Annotated in this window: 17 protein-coding genes; 11 read left to right on the forward strand and 6 right to left on the reverse strand. The window is 69.8% G+C overall.

Annotated features, from left to right (window positions below):
* Positions 1 to 40: 40 nt before the first annotated feature.
* Positions 41 to 1,006 carry an arginase family protein gene (locus tag AADV74_RS14460; RefSeq protein WP_342116368.1) on the forward strand — a complete coding sequence of 322 codons (966 nt, stop codon included), beginning with the start codon at positions 41 to 43 and terminating at the stop codon, positions 1,004 to 1,006.
* A 121-nt stretch (positions 1,007 to 1,127) separates the two neighbouring features.
* Here AADV74_RS14460 and AADV74_RS14465 read toward each other — a convergent pair whose 3' ends face one another.
* Positions 1,128 to 1,931: a dienelactone hydrolase family protein gene (locus tag AADV74_RS14465; RefSeq protein WP_342115327.1), complete on the reverse strand. Its 804-nt coding sequence runs from the start codon at positions 1,929 to 1,931 to the stop codon at positions 1,128 to 1,130.
* A 64-nt stretch (positions 1,932 to 1,995) separates the two neighbouring features.
* Between AADV74_RS14465 and AADV74_RS14470 the strand changes: the two genes are divergently transcribed.
* Positions 1,996 to 2,523: a SixA phosphatase family protein gene (locus AADV74_RS14470; RefSeq protein ID WP_342115330.1), complete on the forward strand. Its 528-nt coding sequence runs from the start codon at positions 1,996 to 1,998 to the stop codon at positions 2,521 to 2,523.
* Between the two features lie 155 nt (positions 2,524 to 2,678).
* Here the strand turns inward: AADV74_RS14470 and AADV74_RS14475 are convergent, their stop codons facing one another.
* A complete protein-coding gene (locus AADV74_RS14475) occupies positions 2,679 to 3,908 on the reverse strand; it encodes an ROK family protein (protein WP_342115332.1) in 1,230 nt (409 codons plus the stop codon).
* 199 nt (positions 3,909 to 4,107) lie between these two features.
* Here AADV74_RS14475 and AADV74_RS14480 point away from each other — a divergent pair, with 199 nt between their 5' ends.
* Genes AADV74_RS14480 through AADV74_RS14495 form a run of 4 tightly spaced genes read left to right on the forward strand, consistent with a single transcriptional unit; the run spans position 4,108 to position 8,949 of the window.
* Positions 4,108 to 5,319 carry an ABC transporter substrate-binding protein gene (locus tag AADV74_RS14480; RefSeq protein ID WP_342115334.1) on the forward strand — a complete coding sequence of 404 codons (1,212 nt, stop codon included), beginning with the start codon at positions 4,108 to 4,110 and terminating at the stop codon, positions 5,317 to 5,319.
* 24 nt (positions 5,320 to 5,343) lie between these two features.
* Positions 5,344 to 6,312: a carbohydrate ABC transporter permease gene (locus AADV74_RS14485; RefSeq protein WP_425287309.1), complete on the forward strand. Its 969-nt coding sequence runs from the start codon at positions 5,344 to 5,346 to the stop codon at positions 6,310 to 6,312.
* Positions 6,309 to 7,226: a carbohydrate ABC transporter permease gene (locus AADV74_RS14490; protein ID WP_342115336.1), complete on the forward strand. Its 918-nt coding sequence runs from the start codon at positions 6,309 to 6,311 to the stop codon at positions 7,224 to 7,226. The genes AADV74_RS14485 and AADV74_RS14490 overlap by 4 nt, the downstream gene beginning before the upstream one ends.
* Before the next feature lie 55 nt (positions 7,227 to 7,281).
* The gene (locus tag AADV74_RS14495; protein WP_342115338.1) at positions 7,282 to 8,949 is read left to right on the forward strand and encodes a glycoside hydrolase family 13 protein; all 1,668 of its coding nucleotides are present in this window, start codon (positions 7,282 to 7,284) and stop codon (positions 8,947 to 8,949) included.
* A gap of 89 nt (positions 8,950 to 9,038) precedes the next feature.
* On the opposite strand, the gene hutI is transcribed toward AADV74_RS14495, so the two are convergent.
* The 4 genes from hutI to hutH form a co-directional block, all read right to left on the reverse strand.
* Complete coding sequence (gene hutI, locus AADV74_RS14500) at positions 9,039 to 10,250, reverse strand: imidazolonepropionase (RefSeq protein WP_342115340.1); 1,212 nt, start codon at positions 10,248 to 10,250, stop codon at positions 9,039 to 9,041.
* A gap of 112 nt (positions 10,251 to 10,362) precedes the next feature.
* A complete protein-coding gene (gene hutU / locus AADV74_RS14505) occupies positions 10,363 to 12,054 on the reverse strand; it encodes a urocanate hydratase (protein WP_342115342.1) in 1,692 nt (563 codons plus the stop codon).
* A gap of 78 nt (positions 12,055 to 12,132) precedes the next feature.
* Positions 12,133 to 13,635, reverse strand: coding sequence for a M23 family metallopeptidase (locus AADV74_RS14510; protein WP_342115344.1), 1,503 nt, complete (start codon positions 13,633 to 13,635; stop codon positions 12,133 to 12,135).
* 165 nt (positions 13,636 to 13,800) lie between these two features.
* Positions 13,801 to 15,390 carry a histidine ammonia-lyase gene (gene hutH / locus AADV74_RS14515; protein ID WP_342115346.1) on the reverse strand — a complete coding sequence of 530 codons (1,590 nt, stop codon included), beginning with the start codon at positions 15,388 to 15,390 and terminating at the stop codon, positions 13,801 to 13,803.
* A 231-nt stretch (positions 15,391 to 15,621) separates the two neighbouring features.
* On the opposite strand from hutH, the gene AADV74_RS14520 reads away from it, so the two are divergent.
* The 5 genes from AADV74_RS14520 to pstS all read left to right on the forward strand — a co-directional run bounded on the left by AADV74_RS14520 (position 15,622) and on the right by pstS (position 21,905).
* Positions 15,622 to 16,128 (forward strand): hypothetical protein, encoded by a 507-nt coding sequence (locus AADV74_RS14520; RefSeq protein WP_342115348.1) that lies wholly within the window; start codon positions 15,622 to 15,624, stop codon positions 16,126 to 16,128.
* A 12-nt stretch (positions 16,129 to 16,140) separates the two neighbouring features.
* Positions 16,141 to 17,877 carry a protein kinase domain-containing protein gene (locus AADV74_RS14525; protein WP_342115350.1) on the forward strand — a complete coding sequence of 579 codons (1,737 nt, stop codon included), beginning with the start codon at positions 16,141 to 16,143 and terminating at the stop codon, positions 17,875 to 17,877.
* 92 nt (positions 17,878 to 17,969) lie between these two features.
* Positions 17,970 to 18,959 (forward strand): phosphate ABC transporter permease subunit PstC, encoded by a 990-nt coding sequence (pstC, locus tag AADV74_RS14530; protein WP_342115352.1) that lies wholly within the window; start codon positions 17,970 to 17,972, stop codon positions 18,957 to 18,959.
* A 13-nt stretch (positions 18,960 to 18,972) separates the two neighbouring features.
* Positions 18,973 to 20,304: a phosphate ABC transporter permease PstA gene (pstA, locus tag AADV74_RS14535; protein ID WP_342115353.1), complete on the forward strand. Its 1,332-nt coding sequence runs from the start codon at positions 18,973 to 18,975 to the stop codon at positions 20,302 to 20,304.
* Positions 20,301 to 21,905 carry a phosphate ABC transporter substrate-binding protein PstS gene (gene pstS / locus AADV74_RS14540; protein WP_342115356.1) on the forward strand — a complete coding sequence of 535 codons (1,605 nt, stop codon included), beginning with the start codon at positions 20,301 to 20,303 and terminating at the stop codon, positions 21,903 to 21,905. The genes pstA and pstS overlap by 4 nt, the downstream gene beginning before the upstream one ends.
* The last annotated feature ends 198 nt before the right edge of the window (positions 21,906 to 22,103 follow it).

Here is a 22,103-nt window from a genome sequence, read left to right on the forward strand (position 1 = left end):
CCGGCCTCCTCGTTAGGCTCGAAGCGTGACCGATCCCGCGATGGACCCCGCCTCCGATCTCGACGCCGAGCACGGTCTGCCGCACGATCCGTCGTGGCCGCGTGCCGGGGACTGGCCGTCGCTCGACGAGCTCGAGCCCGGCATCCACCCCGACCTGGCGATCATCGGGATCCCGGCCTGGCGCACCTCGCTCTCGCCCACGGGCGCTCACGCCACCCCGACGGCGATCCGCGACGTGCTCCGTCGCTACAGTCCGGCCCTCATGCCCGACCGGAGCTCCACCTCGCGACTCGTACTCGATCACGTCGACCTGGGTTCGCTCGTCACCATCGACGTCGGTGACGTCGACGATCCAGACGGGCCCATCGGCGAGGGGCGCGCGATCGCGGCGGTGGCGGATGCCGCCGAGCAGGCGCGCCTGCTCGTGGCCCTCGGCGGTGACAACTCACTCACCGTGGCCACCGCCCTCGGTGTCTGGGGCGAGCAGCTCCCGGCAGCCGGGCTCATCACACTCGACGCTCACTACGACCTGCGCGATGGCGAGTCGAACGGATCACCCGTGCGCCGCCTCATCGAGGCCGGCCTCGACGGGCGCCGGATCGTGCAGATCGGCATCGCCGACTTCGCCAACTCGGCCGAGTACGCCCGCCGCGCCTTCGACCACGGCATCACCGTCGTGCACCGCGACGAGCTGCATCGCCGTCCCATGAGCGACGTCATGGCCGAGGCGCTCGACATCGCCGGCGCTGCAGGCGGACCGATCCACGTCGACCTCGACGTCGACGTCTGCGACCGGTCGGTGGCACCGGGGTGCCCGGCTTCGGTGCCCGGCGGCATCTCGGCCTATGAGCTGAGGATGGCCGCCCGCGCCGCAGCGGCCGACGACAGGGTGCGCTCCATCGACATCGCCGAGGTCGATGCCACCGCTGATGCCGAGGACGGCCGCACGGTGCGCCTCGCCGCCCTGCTCGTGCTCGAGGCTCTGGCGGGAGTCGCGCTGCGCTGAGGCGCCGGCGGCCCCCGCGCGCTCCCTGCGCGCCGAGCATCGATCTGCCCACTTCCGCCAGTGTGGACGCCTGCCGACCTGCGGACGTGGGCAACTCGGCAGTCAGGGTGCGGCGGCGGGCTCAGCCGAGCCGCTCGTGCAGGAACGCGACGACGCGAGCGCGGGCATCCAGTGCCGGGTGGCCGGGGGTCTCGCGCAGCTCTCCCGTCAGCACCGAGTGCGCCGTGGACGGGAACCCACCCGGGTTGCCGGGCGACGAGTCGAGCTCGATGATCTCGAAGGCGTCGCCGAGGCGCGCCTTCACTGTGCGGAAGCGCGCGCCCTGGGCCGCCCTGTCCTGGCTGAATCGGAGCCCCATCGCACACAGGTCGCCGGATGCCGCCCGCTCGGCGACCCTGTCGAACTCGGCCGCGCTCATGCCCGAGTCGGCGATGCGCCGTGCGCCCAGGGGGAACGGCACAGAGGGCTGGCTGGCGACAGCGGCGAGCACTGAGTCGTCGACGGCGGCCGCCAGGGCGAAACCTCCGGTGAAGCACATGCCGATCACCCCGACACCCGCGCCCGGGGTGCGCGCGTTCAGGTCGGCGGCGACGGCACGCAGGTAGGCGCTCACGGGGCGGGCGGCATCCGTTGCGAAGGCCCGGAACTCCGTCGAGACGCAGAGCCGCGTGACGACGCCCACCGTGTAGCCCACGGTCATCGGCCGCCCGGGTTCGCCGAACGGTGACGGCACCAGCACGGTGAACCCCTCGGCCACGAGGTGTTCGGCGAGGCCGAGCACCTCGGGCGTGATGCCCGGGATCTCGGGGATGAGCACGACGCCCGGCCCGCTGCCCTTCTCGTAGCAGTCGTGGGTGAGGCCGGCGCCGGTGAACTGCGCCACGACCCAGCCGTCGAGGGTGGCTGTGGCGGCGGCGGCGGTCATGGGGCGATCGTAGTCGTCGCCGCTCACTGGGCGTTGCGGCGGTGCCGGAGTAGCGTGGACTGGCATGAAGACCCTCGTGATCGTGCGGCACGCGAAGTCCGACTGGGACGATCCCGATCTGAGCGACCATCAACGTCCGCTGAACAATCGGGGTCAGCGCGATGCTCCGCGCATGGGCCGACGGATGCGGGAACGCGGCCTCGCGCCCGACGTGGTGTTCTCGAGCAGTGCCGTGCGGGCGCTGACCACGGCCACGATCATCGCCGAGGAACTCGGCTACGCGATTGACCGCATCAGGGTGCTCGATCGGCTCTACGGGGCGTCGCCGGCGACCATGCTCGATGTCATCGCCGAGTTGGACGAGACGGATGCCGACGTCGACGCCTCCAGCTCCACCGTCCTGGTGGTCGCGCACGACCCCGGCATGAGCGACCTGGCCGCCCACTTCACGATGGACCGCGGACCCGAGGCCATCGCGGCCATGCCGACTTGCGCCGTCGCGGAGTTCACCTTCGACGCCGATCAGTGGACAGGGCTCGCGGAACGTCGGCCGACGGCAGTGCGGTTCGACTCGCCGGCGCACGCCAACTGAGCCTGCCTCGCTCGCTGAGGCCCGGACGACGTCCGCGGTCGAAGCGCACGGGGCGCTGAGCACAGAGGGGCGTCAGGGCGTCTGGGCGCTTCGGGCGGTCGCTGCGCTCGGCCCTCAGCGAGCGGATCGTGAGCGAGCGGTAGGGACCGACGGGCTCAGCGGGTCGCGGCGGCGGGGGAGGCGAGCGCCAGGTCGAGCGCGCTCTCCCGCACCGCGGTGATGGCGCGGTGCACGGCGCCGAGGCTCACGACGCCGGCACCGAGCCGCGAGCCCACCAACTCGGGCGACGTCGGGTCGTCGTAGCCGTCGATGGCGTCGCGCGCGGCGTCGAGCACGGACTCGAGAGGCTCGGCCATCGCGCCGGCGATGATGATGCGCTGCACGTCGAGCAGTTCACCGAGCACGACGCAGATGCGCGCGAACCTGTCGGCCAGGCGCCGCGTGATCTCGATGGCACCAGCGTCGCCGGTGCCGGCGGCATCGAGCACGTCCCGGGCGTCGAACTCGGGCAGCTCGGCGTGCCGCAGCACGCTCGCCTTCGGCACCGAACCGGCCGCAACGGCCTCCCGCGACCACTCGCGGATCAGTGCGGCGGCACCGTCGGCAGAGCCTACGCCGTCGACGTGGTCAAGCATGCGCATTTCCCCCGCCCCGCCGCGCACGCCACGCAGCAGATGGCCGTCGAGGACGATCCCACCACCGAAGCGCTCGCCCGAGAGCAGGGTGATGAACGAGGCTATGCCGACGCCGTGACCCGCGGGTTCCGCGCTCTCGGCGATCGCGGCCAGGTTGGCGTCGTTGTCGACGACGACGAGACGCCGATCGTCGGCGAGCAGCCCCGCGAAGTCGGGGTTGGAGAGCGACCAGAAGCCGTCAGCGCCGGGTGATGCGCCCGCGGCATCCGCCGGTGCTGGAACCCCGACGCAGATCGCGCGCACACCGTCGCCGTGCACACCCGCGGCAGTGACGGCGTCGTCGATCACGGCCGTCACCATGGCTCGCCGCTCCTCGCCGCTGGCGTCGTCGTCGATGGCCCGCTCGGCAGTTCCGACCACGGCTCCCCGCAGGTCGGCCACGGAGGCCGTGACCCTGTGGCGTCCGGCGTCGACGCCCACGACAGTCGCGGCATCCGCGCGCAGTGAATAGCGACGTGCCGGCCGGCCCTTGCTGTACTCGCCGACACTGCGGGCATCGTCGAGCTCGTGGAGCCAGCCGCGGTCGACCAACTCGTCGCAGACGCCGATGACGGTCGAGCGCGTGAGGCCGGTGTGAGCGATCAGGTCGCTCGCCGTGAAGGCCCGCCCGGTCCATGCGAACCGCAGCACCACGTCGGCATTGCGGCGACGGAGCATGGTGGGGGAGTTCGCCGCTACCGATTCCAGCAAGCCCTTGACCTTTCCTCGAGGATGCTTCAGTATTTCCTACACCAAGTAAATCTACACTCTAAATTTATGCTGGAACGGATTCGGCACGCTGGCGTGCCGTCGACGGACACAGGGAGACAGCGACGTGCCCCACGAAACAGAACGGCAGATGGAACGGCGCCGGTGGCGCCCACGAACGGCGATCACTCTCGCTGTGGCGATGGGTCTCACGCTCGGCCTCGGCGGGTGTGCGGCTGATTCCGGGGGGCCGGCCGACATCACCTTCCACATGAGCAAGCCCGAGGCGATCCCCTACTTCCGGGAGCTGACGAAGAAGTTCAATGCCGAGCAGTCAGACGTGCACGTGACCCTCGACACGGCGTCGAACCTGTCGGCCGGATTCCTCCGCGGCAACCCGCCCGACGTCGGCCTGCTGAACTACAACGAGGAGATGGCGCGCTTCATGGAGCGCGGTGCCCTCTCCGACCTCTCCGACCTTCCGGTGGCGGAGCGCATCCGCCCCGAGGTGCAGGAGCTCGTCGACCAGTACTCCACGTATCCCGGCCGCACGAGCGTGCTCCCGTACTCGGTGGCTGCGGCATCCGTCATCTACAACGTGAAGCTGTTCGAGGAGAACGGCGTCGAGGTGCCGACCACGTGGGATGAGCTCATCGCCGCCTGCGACACCTTCGAGGCGGCGGGGATCACGCCGATCTACAGCACCTTCAAGGAGCCGTGGTCGGTCGGGCAGGGTCTGTTCGACTACACGGTCGGCGGATCGGTCGACGTGGCCGGGTTCTACGAGGAGATGGACGAATTGGGCACAGAGGTCGGACCCGACTCCGAGGTCTCGTTCGAGAAGACCCTGAAGGACCCCGTCGAACGGATGGTCGAGCTCGCCGGGTACTCCAACGACAACGCGGCGAGCCGGAGCTACGGCGACGGGAACGTGGCGATGGCGAAGGGGGAGGCGGCGATGTACATGCAGGGCCCGTGGGCCCTGGGCGAGATCGCGAAGACCGACCCCGACCTGGAGCTCGGAACATTCCCGCTGCCGGTGACCGACGACCCCGACGACCTCAAGGTGCGGGTGAATCTCGATCTCGCCCTGTGGGTTCCCGAGGCGAGCACCGAGAAGGAGGCGGCCAAGACCTTCGTGTCGTACCTGATGGAGCAGGACACCCTCGACGAGTACAACGCCGAGTTCCTGGGCTTCGGAACGACTGTCGACGCGGCGCCGGCCACCGACGAGCGCATCCTCGGGATGCAGGAGTACTACGACGACGGCCGCTTCTACCAGGGCGCGTCGAAGTTCGTACCGCTCAGCATCCCGACGGACAACTACATCCAGTCCATCGCCACGGGCGCAGACATCGACGCGACGCTGCGCCGGCTCGACGCCGACTGGGCGCGACTCGCGCTGCGTGGCTGAGACGACCCGAGAGGACAGCAGACAATGACTACCACCGCATCTCCAGCCGCTTCGACGGGTCGGACGGCCGCATCCGCCGATCGCGCTCCGACGACGACGGCTCCGCCGACATCGGGCCGGAACCCGCGCCGCAGGCAGAGCGTCGACGGGATGTACTACCTGTTCCTCGTTCCGTCGCTCGTGCTGTTCACCCTGGCCATCACGGTTCCGGCGCTGCTCGGCATCTTCTACAGCTTCACCAACTTCATCGGCTTCGGCGATTGGGAGTTCATCGGCATCACCAACTACATCGCCGTGTTCTCCGACCCGGCCATCCTCTCCAGCTACCTCTTCACCTTCGGCTTCGCCATCGTGACGGTGCTGCTGGTGAACGTGGTCGCGTTCCTGCTGGCCGTCGGCCTCACCTCGCAGATCAAGGCGAAGACCGCACTGCGGGCGGTGTTCGTGATTCCGATGGTCATCTCGGGCATCGTCATCGCCTACGTCTTCAACTTCCTGTTCTCGAATTCGCTGCCTGCCTTCGCGACCGCCGTCGGCATCGGACCGCTGGAAGAGTCGATCCTCGCCAACCCCGACCTCGCCTGGGTCTCGATCGTCATCGTCACGGCGTGGCAGTCGATCCCGGGCACACTGCTCATCTACATCGCGGGCCTGCTGTCCATCCCGGGCGAGGTCTACGAGGCTGCGGCGATCGACGGAGCCAAGCCGTTCCGGCAGCTCTGGTCGGTCACCCTGCCCCTCGTGGCCGGCTACGTGGTGATCAACGTGATCCTCGGCTTCAAGAACTACCTGAACGCCTACGAGGTCATCGTCGGCCTCACGAACGGCGGCCCGGGCACATCGACCCGCAGCATCGCGATGACGATCTTCACGGGATTCACCGGCGGTGACTACGCCTATCAGATGGCGAACGCCACCATCTTCTTCGTGATCGCCATCGTCATCTCGCTCCTCCAACTCCGGATCACCCGCGGAAAGGCGGCCATCGCATGACTCAGGCAGCAGCGAGCATCCCACTCGGCGACACGAAGAGGACTGCCCGCGACACGACGGCGACGACCCGCCCGACCCGCGGCCGGGTCGGCCAGGAGCGCACGAACTGGTCGGTGATGATCATCCTCATCCTGTGCGCGGTCACGGTGCTGGTCCCGCTCTACGTGACGGTGTCCATGGCGCTCAAGACCGGCGCCCAGGCCGTGGACGGGAACGCCTTCTCCCTCCCGTCGCCGGTCGACTTCTCGGGCTTCGCGAAGGCGTGGGAGCTGACGAACTTCCCCGTGTCGTTCACGATCTCGGTGCTGATCACGGCGGGGACTGTCATCGGCACGGTGCTGCTCAGCGCCCTCGCCTCGTACGCGATCGCCCGCAACTGGGACCGCCGGTTCTTCCGCTGGTCGTTCTACTACCTGCTCGCGGCTCTGTTCCTGCCGTTCACTGTCGTCGCGCTCCCGCAGATCCAGTTGACCGGACTGCTGGGCCTCGCCAATCCCGTGGGCGTGACGATCCTCCACATCATGTTCCAGCTCTCGTTCAGCATCCTGCTGTTCACGGCCTTCCTCAGGTCGATTCCCCTCGAGCTGGAGGAGAGCGCGCGCATCGACGGCGCCACCACCTGGCAGACCTTCTGGAGGCTGATCTTCCCGCTGCTCGCGCCGATGAGCGCCACGGTCGCGATCTTCGCGTTCCTGGCGTCGTGGAACGACTTCATGATGCCGTCGCTCATCATCGCCGACTCCTCGCAGCAGACTCTGCCGGTGATCCAGAACATCTTCCAGACGCAGTTCAGCACGAACTACAACGTCTCCTTCGCGTCGTACCTCATGGCCATGGCGCCAGCCATCATCGTCTACCTGTTCACCCAGCGCTGGGTGATGGAAGGCGTCACGCAGGGGGCCGTGAAAGGATGACCGCTCCTCTCGCCCAGCTCACGCACCACCCAACCGGAAGGAACCCCACCCGCCCATGACCGACGTGCTCGAGACCACTGTCACGACCCCTCTCGCCGATGACGCCACCTGGTGGCGCCAGGCCGCCGTCTATCAGATCTACCCCCGCAGTTTCGCCGACGCGAACGCCGACGGCATCGGCGACCTGCCCGGGATCACGGCGCGCGTTCCGTACCTGCGCGATCTCGGCATCGATGCGGTCTGGCTGAGCCCGTTCTACCCGTCGGCGCTGGCCGACGGCGGCTACGACGTCGACGACTACCGAGACGTCGACCCGAGGCTCGGTACGCTGGCCGACTTCGACGCGATGGTGGATGCACTGCACGGGGCCGGCATCCGGATCATCGTCGACATCGTTCCGAATCACACCTCGGATCGGCACGAGTGGTTCGTCGAGGCTCTCGCCTCGCCAGCCGGATCGGCGGCGCGGGCGCGCTACATCTTCCGCGACGGCCTCGGCCCGAACGGCTCTATGCCCCCTGCCGACTGGACCAGCGCCTTCGGCGGACCGGCGTGGGAGCCCGTCGGCGACGGCCAGTGGTACCTGCACTACTTCGCCACGGAGCAGCCCGACCTCAACTGGGACAACCCCGAGGTGCACGAGGACTTCGTGAAGACGCTGAGGTTCTGGTCGGACCGCGGGGTCGACGGCTTCCGCATCGACGTGGCGCACGGCCTCGCCAAGAGGCTGGACGCCGAGCTGCCGACGCAGGCCGAGATGGACGCCATGCCCAAGGACGGCGGTCACCCGCTCTGGGACCGCGACGAGGTGCACGAGATCTACGCCGAGTGGCGCCGGGTGTTCGACAGCTACACGCCTCCCCGCACCGCCGTCGCCGAGGCCTGGGTGGATTCGTCGCGGCGTCCCCGCTACGCCAGCCCCGACGGGCTCGGCCAGGCCTTCAACTTCGACCTGCTCGAGTCGGAGTTCGACGCGGCCGAGTTCCGCTCGATCGTGACGGCGAACCTGGCCCTGGCCGCGGCATCCGGATCATCGACGACGTGGGTGCTCTCGAACCACGACGTCGTGCGCCACGCGACACGCTACGGCCTGCCGCCGCGCTCCGGAATCGACGAGAAACATGGCTCGCAGTGGCTGCTCTCCGGCGGAAAGACCCCTGTGCTCGATCGGGCGCAGGGCCTGCGACGGGCACGGGCGGCCTCGCTGTTCATGCTCGCGCTGCCAGGCTCCGCCTACGTCTATCAGGGCGAGGAGCTCGGCCTGCACGAGGTCGCCGACATTCCGGCGGCCGAGCGCCAGGACCCGGCGTTCTTCCGCAACCCGGGCATCGACATCGGGCGTGACGGATGCCGCGTGCCACTGCCGTGGACCCGCGACGGCGACTCCTTCGGGTTCGGAGACCAGTCGGCGCACCTGCCCCAGCCCTCCTGGTTCGGCGACTCGTCGGTCGAGGCCGAAGCTGCAGACCCGGCATCGACGCTCTCGCTGTATCGCGACGCCTTGGCCCTGCGCCACGCGTTGCAGGGAGCCGAGGAGCTCGAGTGGGTCTCCACGGATCGTGCCGACGTTCTGCACTTCCGCCGCCCGAACGGCTGGGAGATCGTGCTGAACTTCGGTACCGAGCCGGTCGCGCTGCCCGCGGGCGAGGTGCTCATCGCGAGCGCCCCACTCGTCGGAGGCCGACTGGCCGGTGAGTCGGCGGTGTGGTTGCGCGCGGCGTGACCACCCGCTGACTTCCCGCTCGCTGAGGACCGGACGAAGTCCGCGTTCGAAACGCCCCCCGGGTGCTTCGGGCGCGGCTTCGCCGGGCCTCAGCGAGCGAGCACTCCGTCCTTCCAGACGGCTGCGATCTGCGGAACGCCCGGGCGGTACGCGAGGTGCACGTGGCTCGGCGCGCTCAGCTGCACGAGGTCTGCGCGCGCGCCGGGCCTGAGGACCCCCACGTCGTCGCGGCGGAGTGCCGCAGCACCGCCGGCCGTCGCCGCCCACAGGGCCTCGCCAGGCGTCATGCCCATGTCGCGCACGGCCACGGCGATGCAGAACGGCAGCGAGCTCGTGAAGCTCGATCCCGGGTTGCAGTCGCTCGCGAGTGCCACCGTCACGCCGGCATCGAGGAGGCGGCGCGCGTCTGGATAGGGCTGGCGCGTCGAGAACTCCACGCCCGGCAGCAACGTCGCGACCGTTCCCGATCCGGCGGCGCCCGATTCCGCCAGAGCCGCGATGTCGCCGTCGGTGAGGTAGGTGCAGTGGTCGACGGATGCTGCTCCCAGCTCCACGGCGAGCTTCACGCCGTCGCCCTCGCCCAGCTGGCTGGCGTGCACCCGGGGGAGCAGGCCGGCCGCGATGCCGGCCTCGAGCACTCGCCGTGACTCGGCGATGGTGAAGGCCCCGGTCTCGCAGAACACGTCGATCCAGCGGGAGTGCGGCGCGCAGGCCGTGAGCATGTCGCCCACCACGAGGTCGACGTAGGCCCCGCGATCGTCGGCATACTCGGCCGGAACCACGTGCGCCCCGAGGAAGGTGACCTCCCCGGTCACCTCACGGGCGAGGCGCACAGCCCGCTCCTCGTCGGCGACGCTCAGCCCGTAGCCGCTCTTGATCTCGACCGTCGTGGTGCCTTGGGCCCGCATCTCGTCGAGGAAGCCGGCCAGCCGCATCCGCAGTTCGTCGTCCGTTGCGGCACGAGTGGCTGCGACGGTGGAACGGATGCCGCCGGCCTCGTAGCGCCTGCCGGCCATGCGCGCCTCGAATTCGACGGCGCGATCGCCGCCGAACACGAGGTGGGCGTGCGAGTCGACGAACCCCGGAATGACGGCGAGCCCGCCGGCGTCGACGACCTGGGCGCTGCTGACGCTGCTCTCGGCAGCTCGATCTGGCAATTCGGCAGCGCGTCCCACCCAAGCCACGCGGCCGTCCTCGATCAGCACCGCGGCGTCCCGGATGATGCCGAGCTTTCCGCCATCGCGCCCCGGGGCCGGGTCGTTCGTGACGAGCTCGCCGATGTTTCCGATCGTCGTCCCCACGCTCAGCCCCTCCCGTCGAGTCGCCCGAATCCGTCGCCACGACGGGGTTCGGACGGCGGCATGGCGACGAAGACGGGCGACTCGTGGAGTGGGCCGGGTGGGCGAGGGGTCATCACTCCTCCATCGGGATGCGCAGGCCACGCTCGTGCGCGACCTCGCGGGCGCGGTCGTAGCCGGCGTCGACGTGGCGCATCACTCCGGTGCCGGGGTCGTTCACCAGCACGCGCTCGATCTTCTCGGCGGCGAGAGGCGTGCCGTCGGCGACGATCGCCTGGCCGGCGTGGATGGAGCGGCCGATGCCGACTCCCCCGCCGTGGTGGATCGAGACCCAGGTCGCGCCCGACGCGGTGTTCAGCAGGGCGTTCAGCAGTGGCCAGTCGGCGATGGCGTCCGAGCCGTCGGCCATCGCCTCGGTCTCGCGGTACGGCGATGCCACCGAGCCCGAGTCGAGGTGGTCGCGGCCGATGACGACAGGTGCCGACAGTTCGCCCGACGCCACCATCTCGTTGAACTTCAATCCGGCGAGGTGGCGCTCCTTGTAGCCGAGCCAGCAGATGCGGGCGGGCAACCCCTCGAAGTGCACCTTCTCGCCGGCCTTCGTGATCCAGCGTCGCAGGTGCTCGTCTTCGGGGAACAGCTCGAGGATGGCGCGGTCGGTGGCGGCGATGTCGGCCGGGTCTCCCGAGAGCGCGGCCCAGCGGAACGGCCCCTTGCCCTCGGCGAACAGCGGGCGGATGTAGGCGGGCACGAAGCCCGGGAACTCGAACGCCCGCTCGTAGCCGCCCAGTTCAGCCTCGCGACGGATCGAGTTGCCGTAGTCGAAGACCTCGGCTCCGGCATCCTGGAATCCGACCATGGCGGCGACCTGCTTCGCCATCGACGCCCGCGAGCGTTCGGTGAAGGCCTCGGGGTCGGATGCCGCGAGCTCATGCCACTCCTCGACGGTGACGCCTTCCGGGAGGTAGTGCAGCGGGTCGTGTGCGCTCGTCTGGTCCGTCACGATGTCGATCGGCACGCCGCGCTCGAGCAGTTCGGTGAACACCGTCGCCGCGTTGCCGACGACGCCGACGGACAGCGGCGTGCGAGAGGCCTTCGCGGCGAGCACTCTCTCGACGGCTGCATCGAGGTCTGCCGTGTACTCGTCGAGGTAGCCGTGCTCGACGCGGCGGGCGAGGCGCGACTCGTCGACGTCGACGATGAGCACGACGCCGTCGTTCATCGTCACGGCGAGGGGCTGCGCTCCGCCCATACCGCCGCATCCGCCGGTCAGGGTCAGCGTGCCGGCGAGGGTCCCGTCGCCGTGCTCGCACGTCGCACCCGTGGCGGCGAACTTGCGCGCCACGGCCCCGAAGGTCTCGTAGGTGCCCTGCAGGATGCCCTGGGTGCCGATGTAGATCCAGGATCCCGCGGTCATCTGGCCGTACATCGTGAGGCCGAGCGCCTCGAGCCTGCGGAACTCCGGCCACGTCGCCCAGTCGCCGACGAGGTTCGAGTTGGCGATGAGCACCCGCGGCGCCCACTCGTGAGTGCGGAACACCCCGACGGGCTTGCCCGACTGCACGAGCAGAGTCTCGTCGCTCTCGAGGCCCTCGAGGGTGCGCACGATCGCGTCGTAGGCCTCCCACGAGCGGGCGGCCTTGCCGGTTCCGCCGTAGACGATGAGGTCTTCCGGGCGCTCAGCCACCTCGGGGTCGAGGTTGTTCATGAGCATGCGCAGCGGCGCCTCGGTCTGCCAGCTCTTCGCGGTGAGGGTGGTGCCGCGCGACGCTCGGACTGTGCGCGCGACTGTGGGTGCATCGGTCATGCATCGATCACACAGCACTCGGATGCTGTGGGCAACGGATGCCGGGGCCTCGGTGTCCGGGATCCCAGACGCGGGGCGTCAGCCGCCGAGCGAGACTCCGCGCGCCGCGAAGAAGGGCATCGGGTCTGCGCGCACGCCGTCGAGGCGCACCTCCACGTGCAGGTGGCAGCCCGTCGACGCTCCAGTGCTGCCGACCAGGCCGACGGGATCACCGGCCCCCAGCTTCTCGCCGACCGTCACCACCGTGCCGCCGGTGGCGAGGTGCGCATAGGCTGTTTCGACGCCGCTGCCGTGATCGATGAGCACCCAGTTGCCCAGGGTGCCGAACCAACCGGCGTCGACGACGGTTCCGGCTGTAGCGGCACCGATCCAGGTGCCGCAGGCGGCGGCGACGTCGACTCCGTAGTGGAAGGGCCCGGCTCCGGCGGGCTGCTCGGGGCGTGGCCCGTAGCCGTCGGTGATCGTGCCGATCACGGGGCTGGTCCAGCCGGCCTCGCTCAACTGTCCGCGGTCGACCGCGCTCGGAACGCTGAGGGCCTGGCCTGCCGTCGCCACCTGGAGCTGCACTGTGGCCAGGGCCGCTGTGGCTGTGCCCACGGTGCTGTCGGCGGCGTTCATGGCGAGCTGCATCTCGGTGAGGGGAACGGCTGCGGCCTTCTGAGCGGCATCCGAGGCCTTCTGGCGCAGTTCGTCGGCGCGGGCGGCATCGGCCTTCATGCTGAGGCCGAGTTCAGCAGGGTTCGCCGAGATCCGGTCGAGTTGCTTCACCGCGCCGAGGGAGGCGAGGAGATCGCCGTCGGGAGCGTCGAACAGGGCGTCGAGCGAGCTCGGTCCGCCGCGCGTCCCCGCGGAGTGCGCAACCTGGAGGAGGGCGCGTGCCGAGGTCTCGGCCTGCAGATCGGCGGCATCCGCGAGCGACTCGAGCTTGTCGGCGACACTGCGCGCAGCGTCGACCTCTGCCTGGGCAGACTCGTACGCTCGCGTCGCCTTCGTGTAGCTGGCACGTGCGGCCGCGAGCTTCGTCTTGGCGGCGAGCATGCCAGCCGTTCGAGCCTTGGCCAGCGTCGAGAGCGTCGTCGAGACGGGCGGGCGTCGCACCGGGATCTGCGCGGCGGCATCGTCGGGTGCCGGTGGCACAGTCGGTGACGCCGTGGGTGGTGTCGCGGGCGTGGGAGTCGACGTCGGGGTCGGCGTGGGCGTGGGCGTCGGCGTCGCTGTGGGATCCGGCGTCTCCGTCGGCTTCGGCGTCGCGGTGGGACTCGGCGTCGGCGTGGGGGTCGGTGTCGGCTCGGTCGTCGGATCCGGCGTGGGCGTCGGCGTCGGCGTCGGTTCAGGGGACGGTGTCGGCTCCGGGGTGGGCGTCGGCGTCGTCACGGTCTCGCACCCGGCATCCGCCGTCGCCTCGGGCGTCGGGGTGGCCGTCGCCTCGGTGATCGTCGAGGGTTCGCATCCATCTGCGAGCGCGGATGCCGGAACGCCGAGGACACCGAGAGTGAAGACGAGAGTGGCAGCGGAGAGCAGGGCGATTCGGCGGACGACCCCCTGCCGTACCGCCGGTCGTGCTTCCGTGTACGTCTGCATATGCTCTGGTTTTCCATCTTCGGGTGATGGATGTCCGGTCGTTCGACCGGAGCAGTTTTCAGTCTGTCACTCGGTCAGCCTGCTGACAATGGATTCCGGGGCCGATCGGGCCGTGGATCGGTGAATTCTGCCCGAACGGGCGCCGAGCTGGAACCGAACGCGCGATCAGCGCGCCTCCACGACGTCGCCGACGGCATCGGCTACCGCTCCAGATGCCACGAGGCCCACGATCGCCTCGATCTCGGGCGAGAGGAAGCGGTCCTGGCCGGGCCCCTCGGCCACCGTGCGCACCAGCTCGACGACGGCCCCGGTTGCAGCCCCGGGACGCAGCGGAGCGCGCAGGTCGAGGCCACGCGCCGCAGTCATGACCTCGATGGCCAGCACGCGCGTGAGGCCGTCGATCGAGCGACGCAGCTTGCGCGCAGCCGCCCAGCCCATCGACACGTGGTCCTCCTGCATCGCCGATGACGGGATCGAGTCGACGGATGCCGGAACGGCGAGCCGCTTCAGCTCGCTCACGATGCCCGCTGCCGTGTACTGCGCGATCATGAGGCCGGAGTCCACGCCGACCTCGTGCGCGAGGAAGGGGGGCAGGCCGTGGCTGCGGGCCTGGTCGAGGAATCTGTCGGTGCGGCGCTCCGACATGCTCGCGACATCCGCCACGGCGATGGCGAGGAAGTCGAGCACGTAGGCGACGGGAGCGCCGTGGAAGTTGCCGTTCGACTCGATGCGTCCATCGAGGGTCAGCACGGGATTGTCGACGGCGCTGGCCAGTTCGCAGTCGGCGACGGATGCCGCGTGGCCGAGGGTGTCTCGCGCCGCGCCGTGTACCTGCGGGGCGCAGCGCAGCGAGTAGGCGTCCTGCACGCGGGTGCACTCCGGCCCCTTGTGGCTGGCGACGATGGGGGAGCCTGCGAGCAGGGCGCGCATGTTCGCGGCCGACACGGCCTGGCCGACCTGCGGGCGCAGGCGGTGGAGTTCGGGGGCGAAGACGGCATCGGTGCCGAGCAGCCCCTCGACGCTCATCGCAGCGCTGATGTCGGCCGTCGTGAGCAGCATCCGCAGGTCGTGGATGGCGAGGGCGAGCATGCCGAGCATGCCGTCGGTGCCATTGATGAGGGCGAGCCCCTCCTTCTCGCCGAGCTGCAGGGGAGTGATGCCGGCCGCGGCGAGGGCGTCGGCTGCCGGATGCAGCTCGCCATCGGTCGTGCGGACCTCGCCCTCGCCCATGGCGACGAGAGCACAGTGCGACAGCGGAGCCAGGTCGCCGGAACAGCCGAGCGAGCCGTACTCGCGCACTATCGGCGTGATGCCGGCATTGAGGATGGCGGCGTAGGTCTCCACGGTGACGCGGCGCACGCCAGTGCGGCCGGTCATCAGGGTCGAGAGGCGCAGCAGCATGAGCGCGCGCACCACCTCGCGCTCCACCTCGGAGCCCGATCCGGCGGCGTGCGAGCGCACGAGGCTGGCCTGCAGCTGGGCGCGGCGGTCGGCGGCGATGAAGGTGGTGGCGAGGGCGCCGAAGCCGGTCGAGATGCCGTAGTGCGGCTCTGGATCCTCGGCGAGGGCGTCGATGATGGCCCGGCTGGTCTCGACCTCGACGAGGGCGCTCTCGTCGAGCACGACGACGGCCTCGCGGCGTGCGACGGCCACGACCTCATCGATGCTCAGGGGTCCGATGCCGACGGCGACGGATGCCGCGCCGGCCCCCGCGGAGGCTGCGCCGGATGCTGGGAGGGAGGTGCTCGTGCTCATGCTCTCGATCCCACTCCAGGCCGGACCCCGAGGCCACAGCGGCAGCGGCATCCGTGTCCGGGATCCCAGACGCATGCGCGCACGACGGCAGTTGATCATCGGAACTTCACCTGACCTTCAGCGGGCTGACGCCCCCACGTCACCTCGTGAAACCACGGTTGCCTCAACGGATGCGTAGCCGCCCGATCCGGGCAGCACGGGAACCGATGACGATCTCGCTCACTTAGGACCATGGCCACCAGTCCCCGCATCGTGTTCTCCACGTTCCGCTCGAGCTCGGACCCCATGCTCGCCGCGTGGGCGCGCTTCAGGGACTCCGTCGCGGCTGCGGCTCCCGATCAGGCGATAGGCACGGGCTCGCTGCGTCGTGCCCCGGGCACCTGGGGCGTCTGGCGCGTGCTCGCCTCGAACAACCGCGAGCTGGCCCGCAGCGCCATGGCCTACTCGAGCTTCGAGAGCGCGCGAGCCCACGCCATCAGCATCCGGGAGCGGGTGAACGAGCTCGACATCGTGCTCGTCACCGGCGCGAGGGCGGGCAACCACGGCTGGTACTTCGCCCTCGACGGGACGGCCGTGCTCACCTGCGGTCGCTGGTACGGCGGATCTGCCGTCGGTCTCGAGGCCGCCCTCGCCACCCTCGACGCGATGCGTTCGGGGATGGTCGGCGATTCTCCGCACGAGCTGAGCGCCAGTCGCCGCACGCTCCGGGTGCCGCTCCGGTCGGAGTCGTCCCCGTGACAGGTTCCGCCGGTGACGGGCGGCGCTGAGCTCCCCGTCGCCGATCGCTTCGACATCGTCGAGCTGCTCGGCTCGGGCGGGTCCGCCGCCGTCTACGCGGCGGTGGATCGTTCGACTGGCGCCAGGGTGGCGCTCAAGGTGCTGCACGGGCACATTGCGACTGACGACGAGGCCAGGGTCGCCTTCCTGGGTGCCGCCGAGAGGACGCTGGGCCTGCGGCATCCCAACGTGGCGGCCGTGATCGATGCCGGGACGGACGAGAGCGGCGACGAACCCGTGGTCTGGATCGCGATGGAGCACGCGGAGGGCGAGACCCTGAACGCTCTCGCAGCGGGTGGTACTCGGCTCACCATCGCCGACGCCCTCTCGGTCGCGAGCGGCCTGCTCGCCGCCCTCGAGGCCGTGCACGCTCACGGCATCGTGCATCGGGACATCACCCCGTCGAACATCATGGTCCGCCTCGACGCGCGTGGACGGGTGCAGCCGGATGCCGTGCGGCTGATCGACTTCGGCCTGGCCGACGTCATCGGCTCTCACGCCCTCGCGGCGACGGATGCCTCCGGCTCGCTGACCGTGCGGGGGAGCGCGGCCTACGTCTCACCCGAGCAGGCCCTGGGGCGCGCCATCGACGAACGGGGCGACCTCTACCAGGTGGGGGCTGTGGTCTACTTCGCTCTCATCGGGAGGCCGCCGTTCCGCCGGCCGACGGTGGACGCCATCGTGCGGGCGCATCTCAGCGCACCGCCCCCGCTGCCCTCGGTGGCGGACCCGGCGATCCCGGCGGAGATCGACCGCCTGGTCGTGCGCGCCCTGCTCAAGAACCCTGCTGCCCGCTACTCCTCGGCGCGCGACATGCTCGAGGACGTGCTCGCCGTCACCGGCCGCGACGACGGCGATAGTGACGACGTCGGACGCACCCGCGTGCTGCCGGCCGGACGAATGCCAGGGGCATCCGACGACGCGACGGCCGTCATCCGGCTCCCCGTCACGACAGACCACGCCGGTACAGCCGAGGTGCGCAGCCCAACGCGGCGCGCACCGTCGCGCCGATCGAAGAAGGCCCGCACCAGCGCCCTGGCACCCTGGACCGTCGCGGCCGCCGTCGCCGTCGGCCTCACGGTGAGCTGGGTCGTCGCGTCGAACGCCGAGCCGGCATCACCCCCTGCCGCGTCGCCGGCCGCTACCTCGGCGGCGCCGTCGGCAACTCCCGTGCCGCCCGATGCAGCGGTGCAGCAGGTGAGCGCCGTGACGGTCCCGGCCCTGGTCGGACTCTCCCTCGGCGAGGCCAGGCAGGCCCTCGTTGATGCGGGACTGCTGCTCGGTGCCGTGACGCCGGCCGATGCGGCGAGCGCCGCCGAGACCGTGCTCGCCGCCTCGACCGGCGAGGGTGCATCCATCGAACGCGACTCTGTGATCGATCTCACCGTCGCGTCGGGGTCGAACGTGGTTCCGGATGTCGCCGGCCGGTCGACCGCCGACGCGACGGCGGCACTGCAGGCGGCGGGATTCGCGCCTGCACCAGGGTCGGATTCCAGTGCCGTGGCGGACGGGACGACACCGGCCGCCGGAGAGAGGCTGCCGCTCGGGACACCCGTCACGATCGTGCCGAGAGAATCGGCTGCACCCTCTCCGACTCCGACAGAGCCCGTCTCCCCGCCCGCGCCTCCGGAGCCGACGAGCTCTCCATCACCGTCCGCAGGGCCGTCGACCCCTCCGATCGCGACACCGGAGCCGACGCCGGCACCCTGACTCATCGGGTGATTCCCGCCGTGCAGCGGCGCGACCCTCCTGCTTCAGCCCGCCGACCCCATCCGTTCACCGATGCCCAGCACAGTGCGGGAATGACCGCAGAACTCCCGCGCATCAGTGCGCGCACAGTGCGGTCGCGCGACTCTTTCTCCGACCGCATCTTCCGCACGGGCAGCTATGCAGCCGGCGGCACGACAGTCGCCATCATGCTCGCCGTCGGCCTCTTCCTCGCGCTTCGCGCCGGCGATGCCCTGCGTGTGGCCGGGCCGTCGTTCCTCGTCGAGCAGCAGTGGTCGCCCGAGACCCAGACCTTCGGAATCGCGGCCGTGCTGTTCGGCACCATCACCATCGCCCTGGTCGCGATGTGCGTCTCGGTGCCGCTCGCGCTCGGCACCGCACTGCTCATCTCCGAGATCGTCTCGCCGAAGGTGCGATCGACCCTGGTCACCCTGGTCGACCTCATGGCGGCGGTGCCGAGCGTGGTCTTCGGCCTCTGGGGAGTCTTCTTCCTGCAGGCCAACGTCATCCCGGTCGCGCAGTGGATCTCGACCTACTTCTCCTGGATCCCGATCTTCGCCGTGACGGATGCCGACGGCAACGCCCTGACCGACGCCAGCGCCTTCACCTCGTCGGCGTTCATCGCAGGCATGGTCGTCGCCCTCATGGTGGTGCCCACGCAGACCTCCGTGATGCGCGAGGCGTTCTCGCAGGCTCCCGCAGGAGAGCGCGAGGGTGCCTATGCCCTCGGCTCGACGCGCTGGGGCATGATCCGCACAGTCGTGCTGCCGTTCGGACGTGGCGGCATCATCGGCGGCACCATGCTCGGCCTCGGCCGGGCCCTGGGCGAGACCATCGCCGTCTACATGATCATCTCGCCCATCTTCACGATCAACACCGAGGTGCTGAAGACGGGCTCGAACTCGGTGTCGGCGCTCATTGCGCTGCGCTACGGCGAGGCATCGAGCTTCGGCCTCTCGGCACTCATGGCGGCGGGCCTCGTGCTCTTCCTCATCACCCTCGCCGTCAACTTCACGGCATCCTCCATCGTCGCCCGCTCGCGCTCCGGCGCGCAGACGGGCTGAGTCGAACGCAGCCATGACCGACACCACAGCGACCCCCACCATCGCAGCGCCGAGCACGGCGGAGCTCGAGCAGGCCTTCGGGCTCGAGGCCGGTCGCCCGCTTCGCCCACGCACCCGCCGCCGCACTGAGATCCCCGACCGCGAGGCCATCACGACGGGGCCGCGTCGCCGCATCCGCGAATCGACTCTCGACGACAGGTTCAACCTGTGGGGTGCCGCCGTCGCCGCGATCGCGATGGCCGCACTGCTGTTCGGCTGGTTCACCCCGCTCACGGGTCAGGTGGGCTGGGCCGTCGTGGCCTTCGTGCTGTTCATCGTGTTCTACGCCCTGCTCGTCAGCCTGCGCTCGAGCGGTCAGGCCGTCGCCGACCGCGTGGTGACGACGTTGCTCTACAGCGCCGGGGTGCTGCTCTTCGGAGCGCTGGTGTTCGTCGTGGTCTACACGATCGTGCGCGGGTGGGAGGCGTTGCCCCACCTCAACTTCTTCACGCAGACGATGGAGTTCGCCGGCCCCCTCGATCCGCTCGACGTCGGCGGCATCGCGCACGCCATCGTCGGCACTCTCATCCAGATCTCCATGGCGCTCGCCATCACGGTGCCGCTCGGCGTCGCGACCGCAGTGTTCCTCAACGAGATCGGCGGACCATTCGCGCGTTTCGTGCGCACCATCGCCGACGCCATGACGGCGTTGCCGTCCATCGTCGCCGGACTGTTCGTCTACGCCGCGATCATCACGATCATCACCCACCAGCGCTCGGGGTTCGCCGCAGCGATGGCGATCACGGTGATGATGCTGCCGATCATCATCAGGGCATCGGATGTCGTCCTCCGCCTGGTCGCCGGCAACCTGCGCGAGGCCTCATACGCCCTCGGCGCCACGAAATGGCGCACGGTGTGGCACGTCGTGCTGCCGACTGCGCGCTCGGGCCTCGTGACGGCGGTCATCCTCGGTACGGCACGCGGCATCGGGGAGACCTCACCTGTGCTGCTGACCTCGGGCGTGACGGCGGTCATGAACACCAACCCGTTCTCCGGGCCGATGATCTCGCTCCCGCTGCAGGTCTTCGACTTCGTGAAGTCCCCCGAGCCCAACATGATCGCCCGCGGGTTCGGGGCCGCCGCCGTGCTGATCCTCGTCGTGCTCACCCTGTTCTTCGTGGCACGCCTGATCGGCGGGCGCGGACCTGGGGAGCTCTCACCGCGGCGGCGACGTGCGCTCGCCGCAGCGTCGCTTCGTGACTCGCAACGCATGCACGCCCGAGCGTCTGCGGCCTTCCTGGTGGCCAACCCCGTCGCCGCATCCGACTCGCCCCAGACCACAGCCACCGAGGAGCCAGCACAGTGAAGATCCAGTCGACGGGGCGTCGCCGCTTCGCAGCAGCTGCCGCAGCCGTGGTCGCCGTGGTGATGCTGCAGCTGGCCGGCGCCGGTGCCTCCGGCGCGAGCGCCGAGTCGTACATCCCGATCACGGGAACCGGTTCCACGTGGTCGCAGAATGCCCTCGACCAGTGGCGCCGCAACGTGGCCACGAACTATGGAATGACGGTCAACTACTCCGGTGTCGGGTCATCGGCCGGCCGACGGGACTTCATCGGGGGCAAGGTCGACTTCGCGGTCAGTGAGATCCCGTTCCAGGCTGCTCCGCCGGACAACGAGGTCGCGACCAACTTCGCCTACATGCCGATCGTGGCCGGCGGCACCTCGTTCATGTACAACCTGAAGATCGGCGGCAAGCGGGTCACCAACCTGCGGCTGTCCGGATCCGTCATCACCAAGATCTTCACCGGCGCCATAGCCAACTGGAACGACGCCGCCATCCAGTCGGACAATCCCGGTCTCAAGATGCCGGACAAGGCGATTGTGCCCGTCGTCAGGTCGGACGGATCGGGCTCGTCGGCGCAGTTCACGCTCTGGATGTCGAAGCAGCACGGCGATCTCTGGACCGCCGGCATGACCTCCCAGTTCCCGACCCCACCCAACGGCAAGGCCCAGAGCGGCTCGCTCGGCGTCGCCGGCTACGTGGGCCAGGACTACGGCGAGGGTGCGATCACGTACGTCGAGTACTCCTACGCGCTCAAGTCGGGGTTCCCCGTGGCCAAGGTGCTGAATGCGAAGGGCTACTACGTGGAGCCGACGGCATCGTCGGTCGCCGTCGCCCTCATGCAGGCGCAGATCGCGCCGGACCTCACGCAGATCCTCGACGGCGTCTACAACAACGGCGACCCGCGCACGTATCCGCTCTCGAGCTACTCGTACATGATCATTCCGACGGCGGTGGGAGGGATCTTCACCACCGACAAGGGCAAGACCCTCGGCACCTTCGCCAACTACATGCTCTGCGAAGGGCAGCAGCAGGCGGCGCAGCTCGGCTACTCTCCCCTGCCGATGAACCTGGTCCTGGCCGGCTTCGACCAGATCAAGCGGATCCCCGGTGCCGACGTCTCCGGCGTCGACATCAATGCGTGCAACAACCCGACCTTCAAGCCCGGCGACTCCCCGAGCAGCAACCAGCTCGCCGTGACGGCGCCGCAGCCGGCCGAGTGCGACAAACAGGGGCCCGACCAGTGCACGACGGGCACAGCCGGCGCCCCGGCCGAGACGCCGATCACCGGCACAGGCGGCGGCGGCTCGGCCTCAGGCGGTCCTGCTGCAGCAGGGGGCGGGACTGCCGCCGCCGGGGCCGGCGCAGGCAGCGGGACGGCATCAGCCACCGACGCCACCTACGACGCCAATGGCGATCTGGTCTCCGGATCGGCGAGCGTGGCGGGGGCTGCGGTGTCAGCACCCTTCACCGTCGACGACAGCGGATGGGGTACCCCGCAGATCCTCATGAGCGTCGCCGCAGCGCTGCTGCTCGCCGCCACCCTGCTGCCTCCCCTGCTGTCACGGCGACTTCGTCGCAGCGGGCCGCAGAACGCGCCCGAAACGACTGCGTCCCCTCGCTGACGAAACGGGGGACAACGGCGTGGGCACCATTGCCGCTCCGCAACTCGATGGCGCCTAAAATCCCGGTCAGTCGACGTTTCCATCGGGCGCGACATTCCGCCATTGCCGAGGTGGGCGTCGTTGTCTGAGCGTTCATCCGGGCGTCACAGAGCACTCATAACTTGAGCGCCGTCGGCAGGGGAACTGCCGAGAATCCGC

Source organism: Leifsonia stereocauli (assembly GCF_038432415.1).
Classification (GTDB): Bacteria; Actinomycetota; Actinomycetes; order Actinomycetales; family Microbacteriaceae; genus Orlajensenia; species Orlajensenia stereocauli.

Coding starts and splice junctions, on each gene's coding strand:
- pstA (WP_342115353.1), top strand. CDS start 18,973: ATGACCGACACCACAGCGACCCCCACCATCGCAGCGCCGAGCACGGCG.
- AADV74_RS14510 (WP_342115344.1), bottom strand. CDS start 13,635: ATGCAGACGTACACGGAAGCACGACCGGCGGTACGGCAGGGGGTCGTC.
- AADV74_RS14460 (WP_342116368.1), top strand. CDS start 41: ATGGACCCCGCCTCCGATCTCGACGCCGAGCACGGTCTGCCGCACGAT.
- AADV74_RS14495 (WP_342115338.1), top strand. CDS start 7,282: ATGACCGACGTGCTCGAGACCACTGTCACGACCCCTCTCGCCGATGAC.
- AADV74_RS14480 (WP_342115334.1), top strand. CDS start 4,108: ATGGGTCTCACGCTCGGCCTCGGCGGGTGTGCGGCTGATTCCGGGGGG.
- hutU (WP_342115342.1), bottom strand. CDS start 12,054: ATGACCGATGCACCCACAGTCGCGCGCACAGTCCGAGCGTCGCGCGGC.
- AADV74_RS14485 (WP_425287309.1), top strand. CDS start 5,344: ATGACTACCACCGCATCTCCAGCCGCTTCGACGGGTCGGACGGCCGCA.
- hutH (WP_342115346.1), bottom strand. CDS start 15,390: ATGAGCACGAGCACCTCCCTCCCAGCATCCGGCGCAGCCTCCGCGGGG.
- AADV74_RS14465 (WP_342115327.1), bottom strand. CDS start 1,931: ATGACCGCCGCCGCCGCCACAGCCACCCTCGACGGCTGGGTCGTGGCG.
- AADV74_RS14470 (WP_342115330.1), top strand. CDS start 1,996: ATGAAGACCCTCGTGATCGTGCGGCACGCGAAGTCCGACTGGGACGAT.
- AADV74_RS14520 (WP_342115348.1), top strand. CDS start 15,622: ATGGCCACCAGTCCCCGCATCGTGTTCTCCACGTTCCGCTCGAGCTCG.
- pstC (WP_342115352.1), top strand. CDS start 17,970: ATGACCGCAGAACTCCCGCGCATCAGTGCGCGCACAGTGCGGTCGCGC.
- AADV74_RS14490 (WP_342115336.1), top strand. CDS start 6,309: ATGACTCAGGCAGCAGCGAGCATCCCACTCGGCGACACGAAGAGGACT.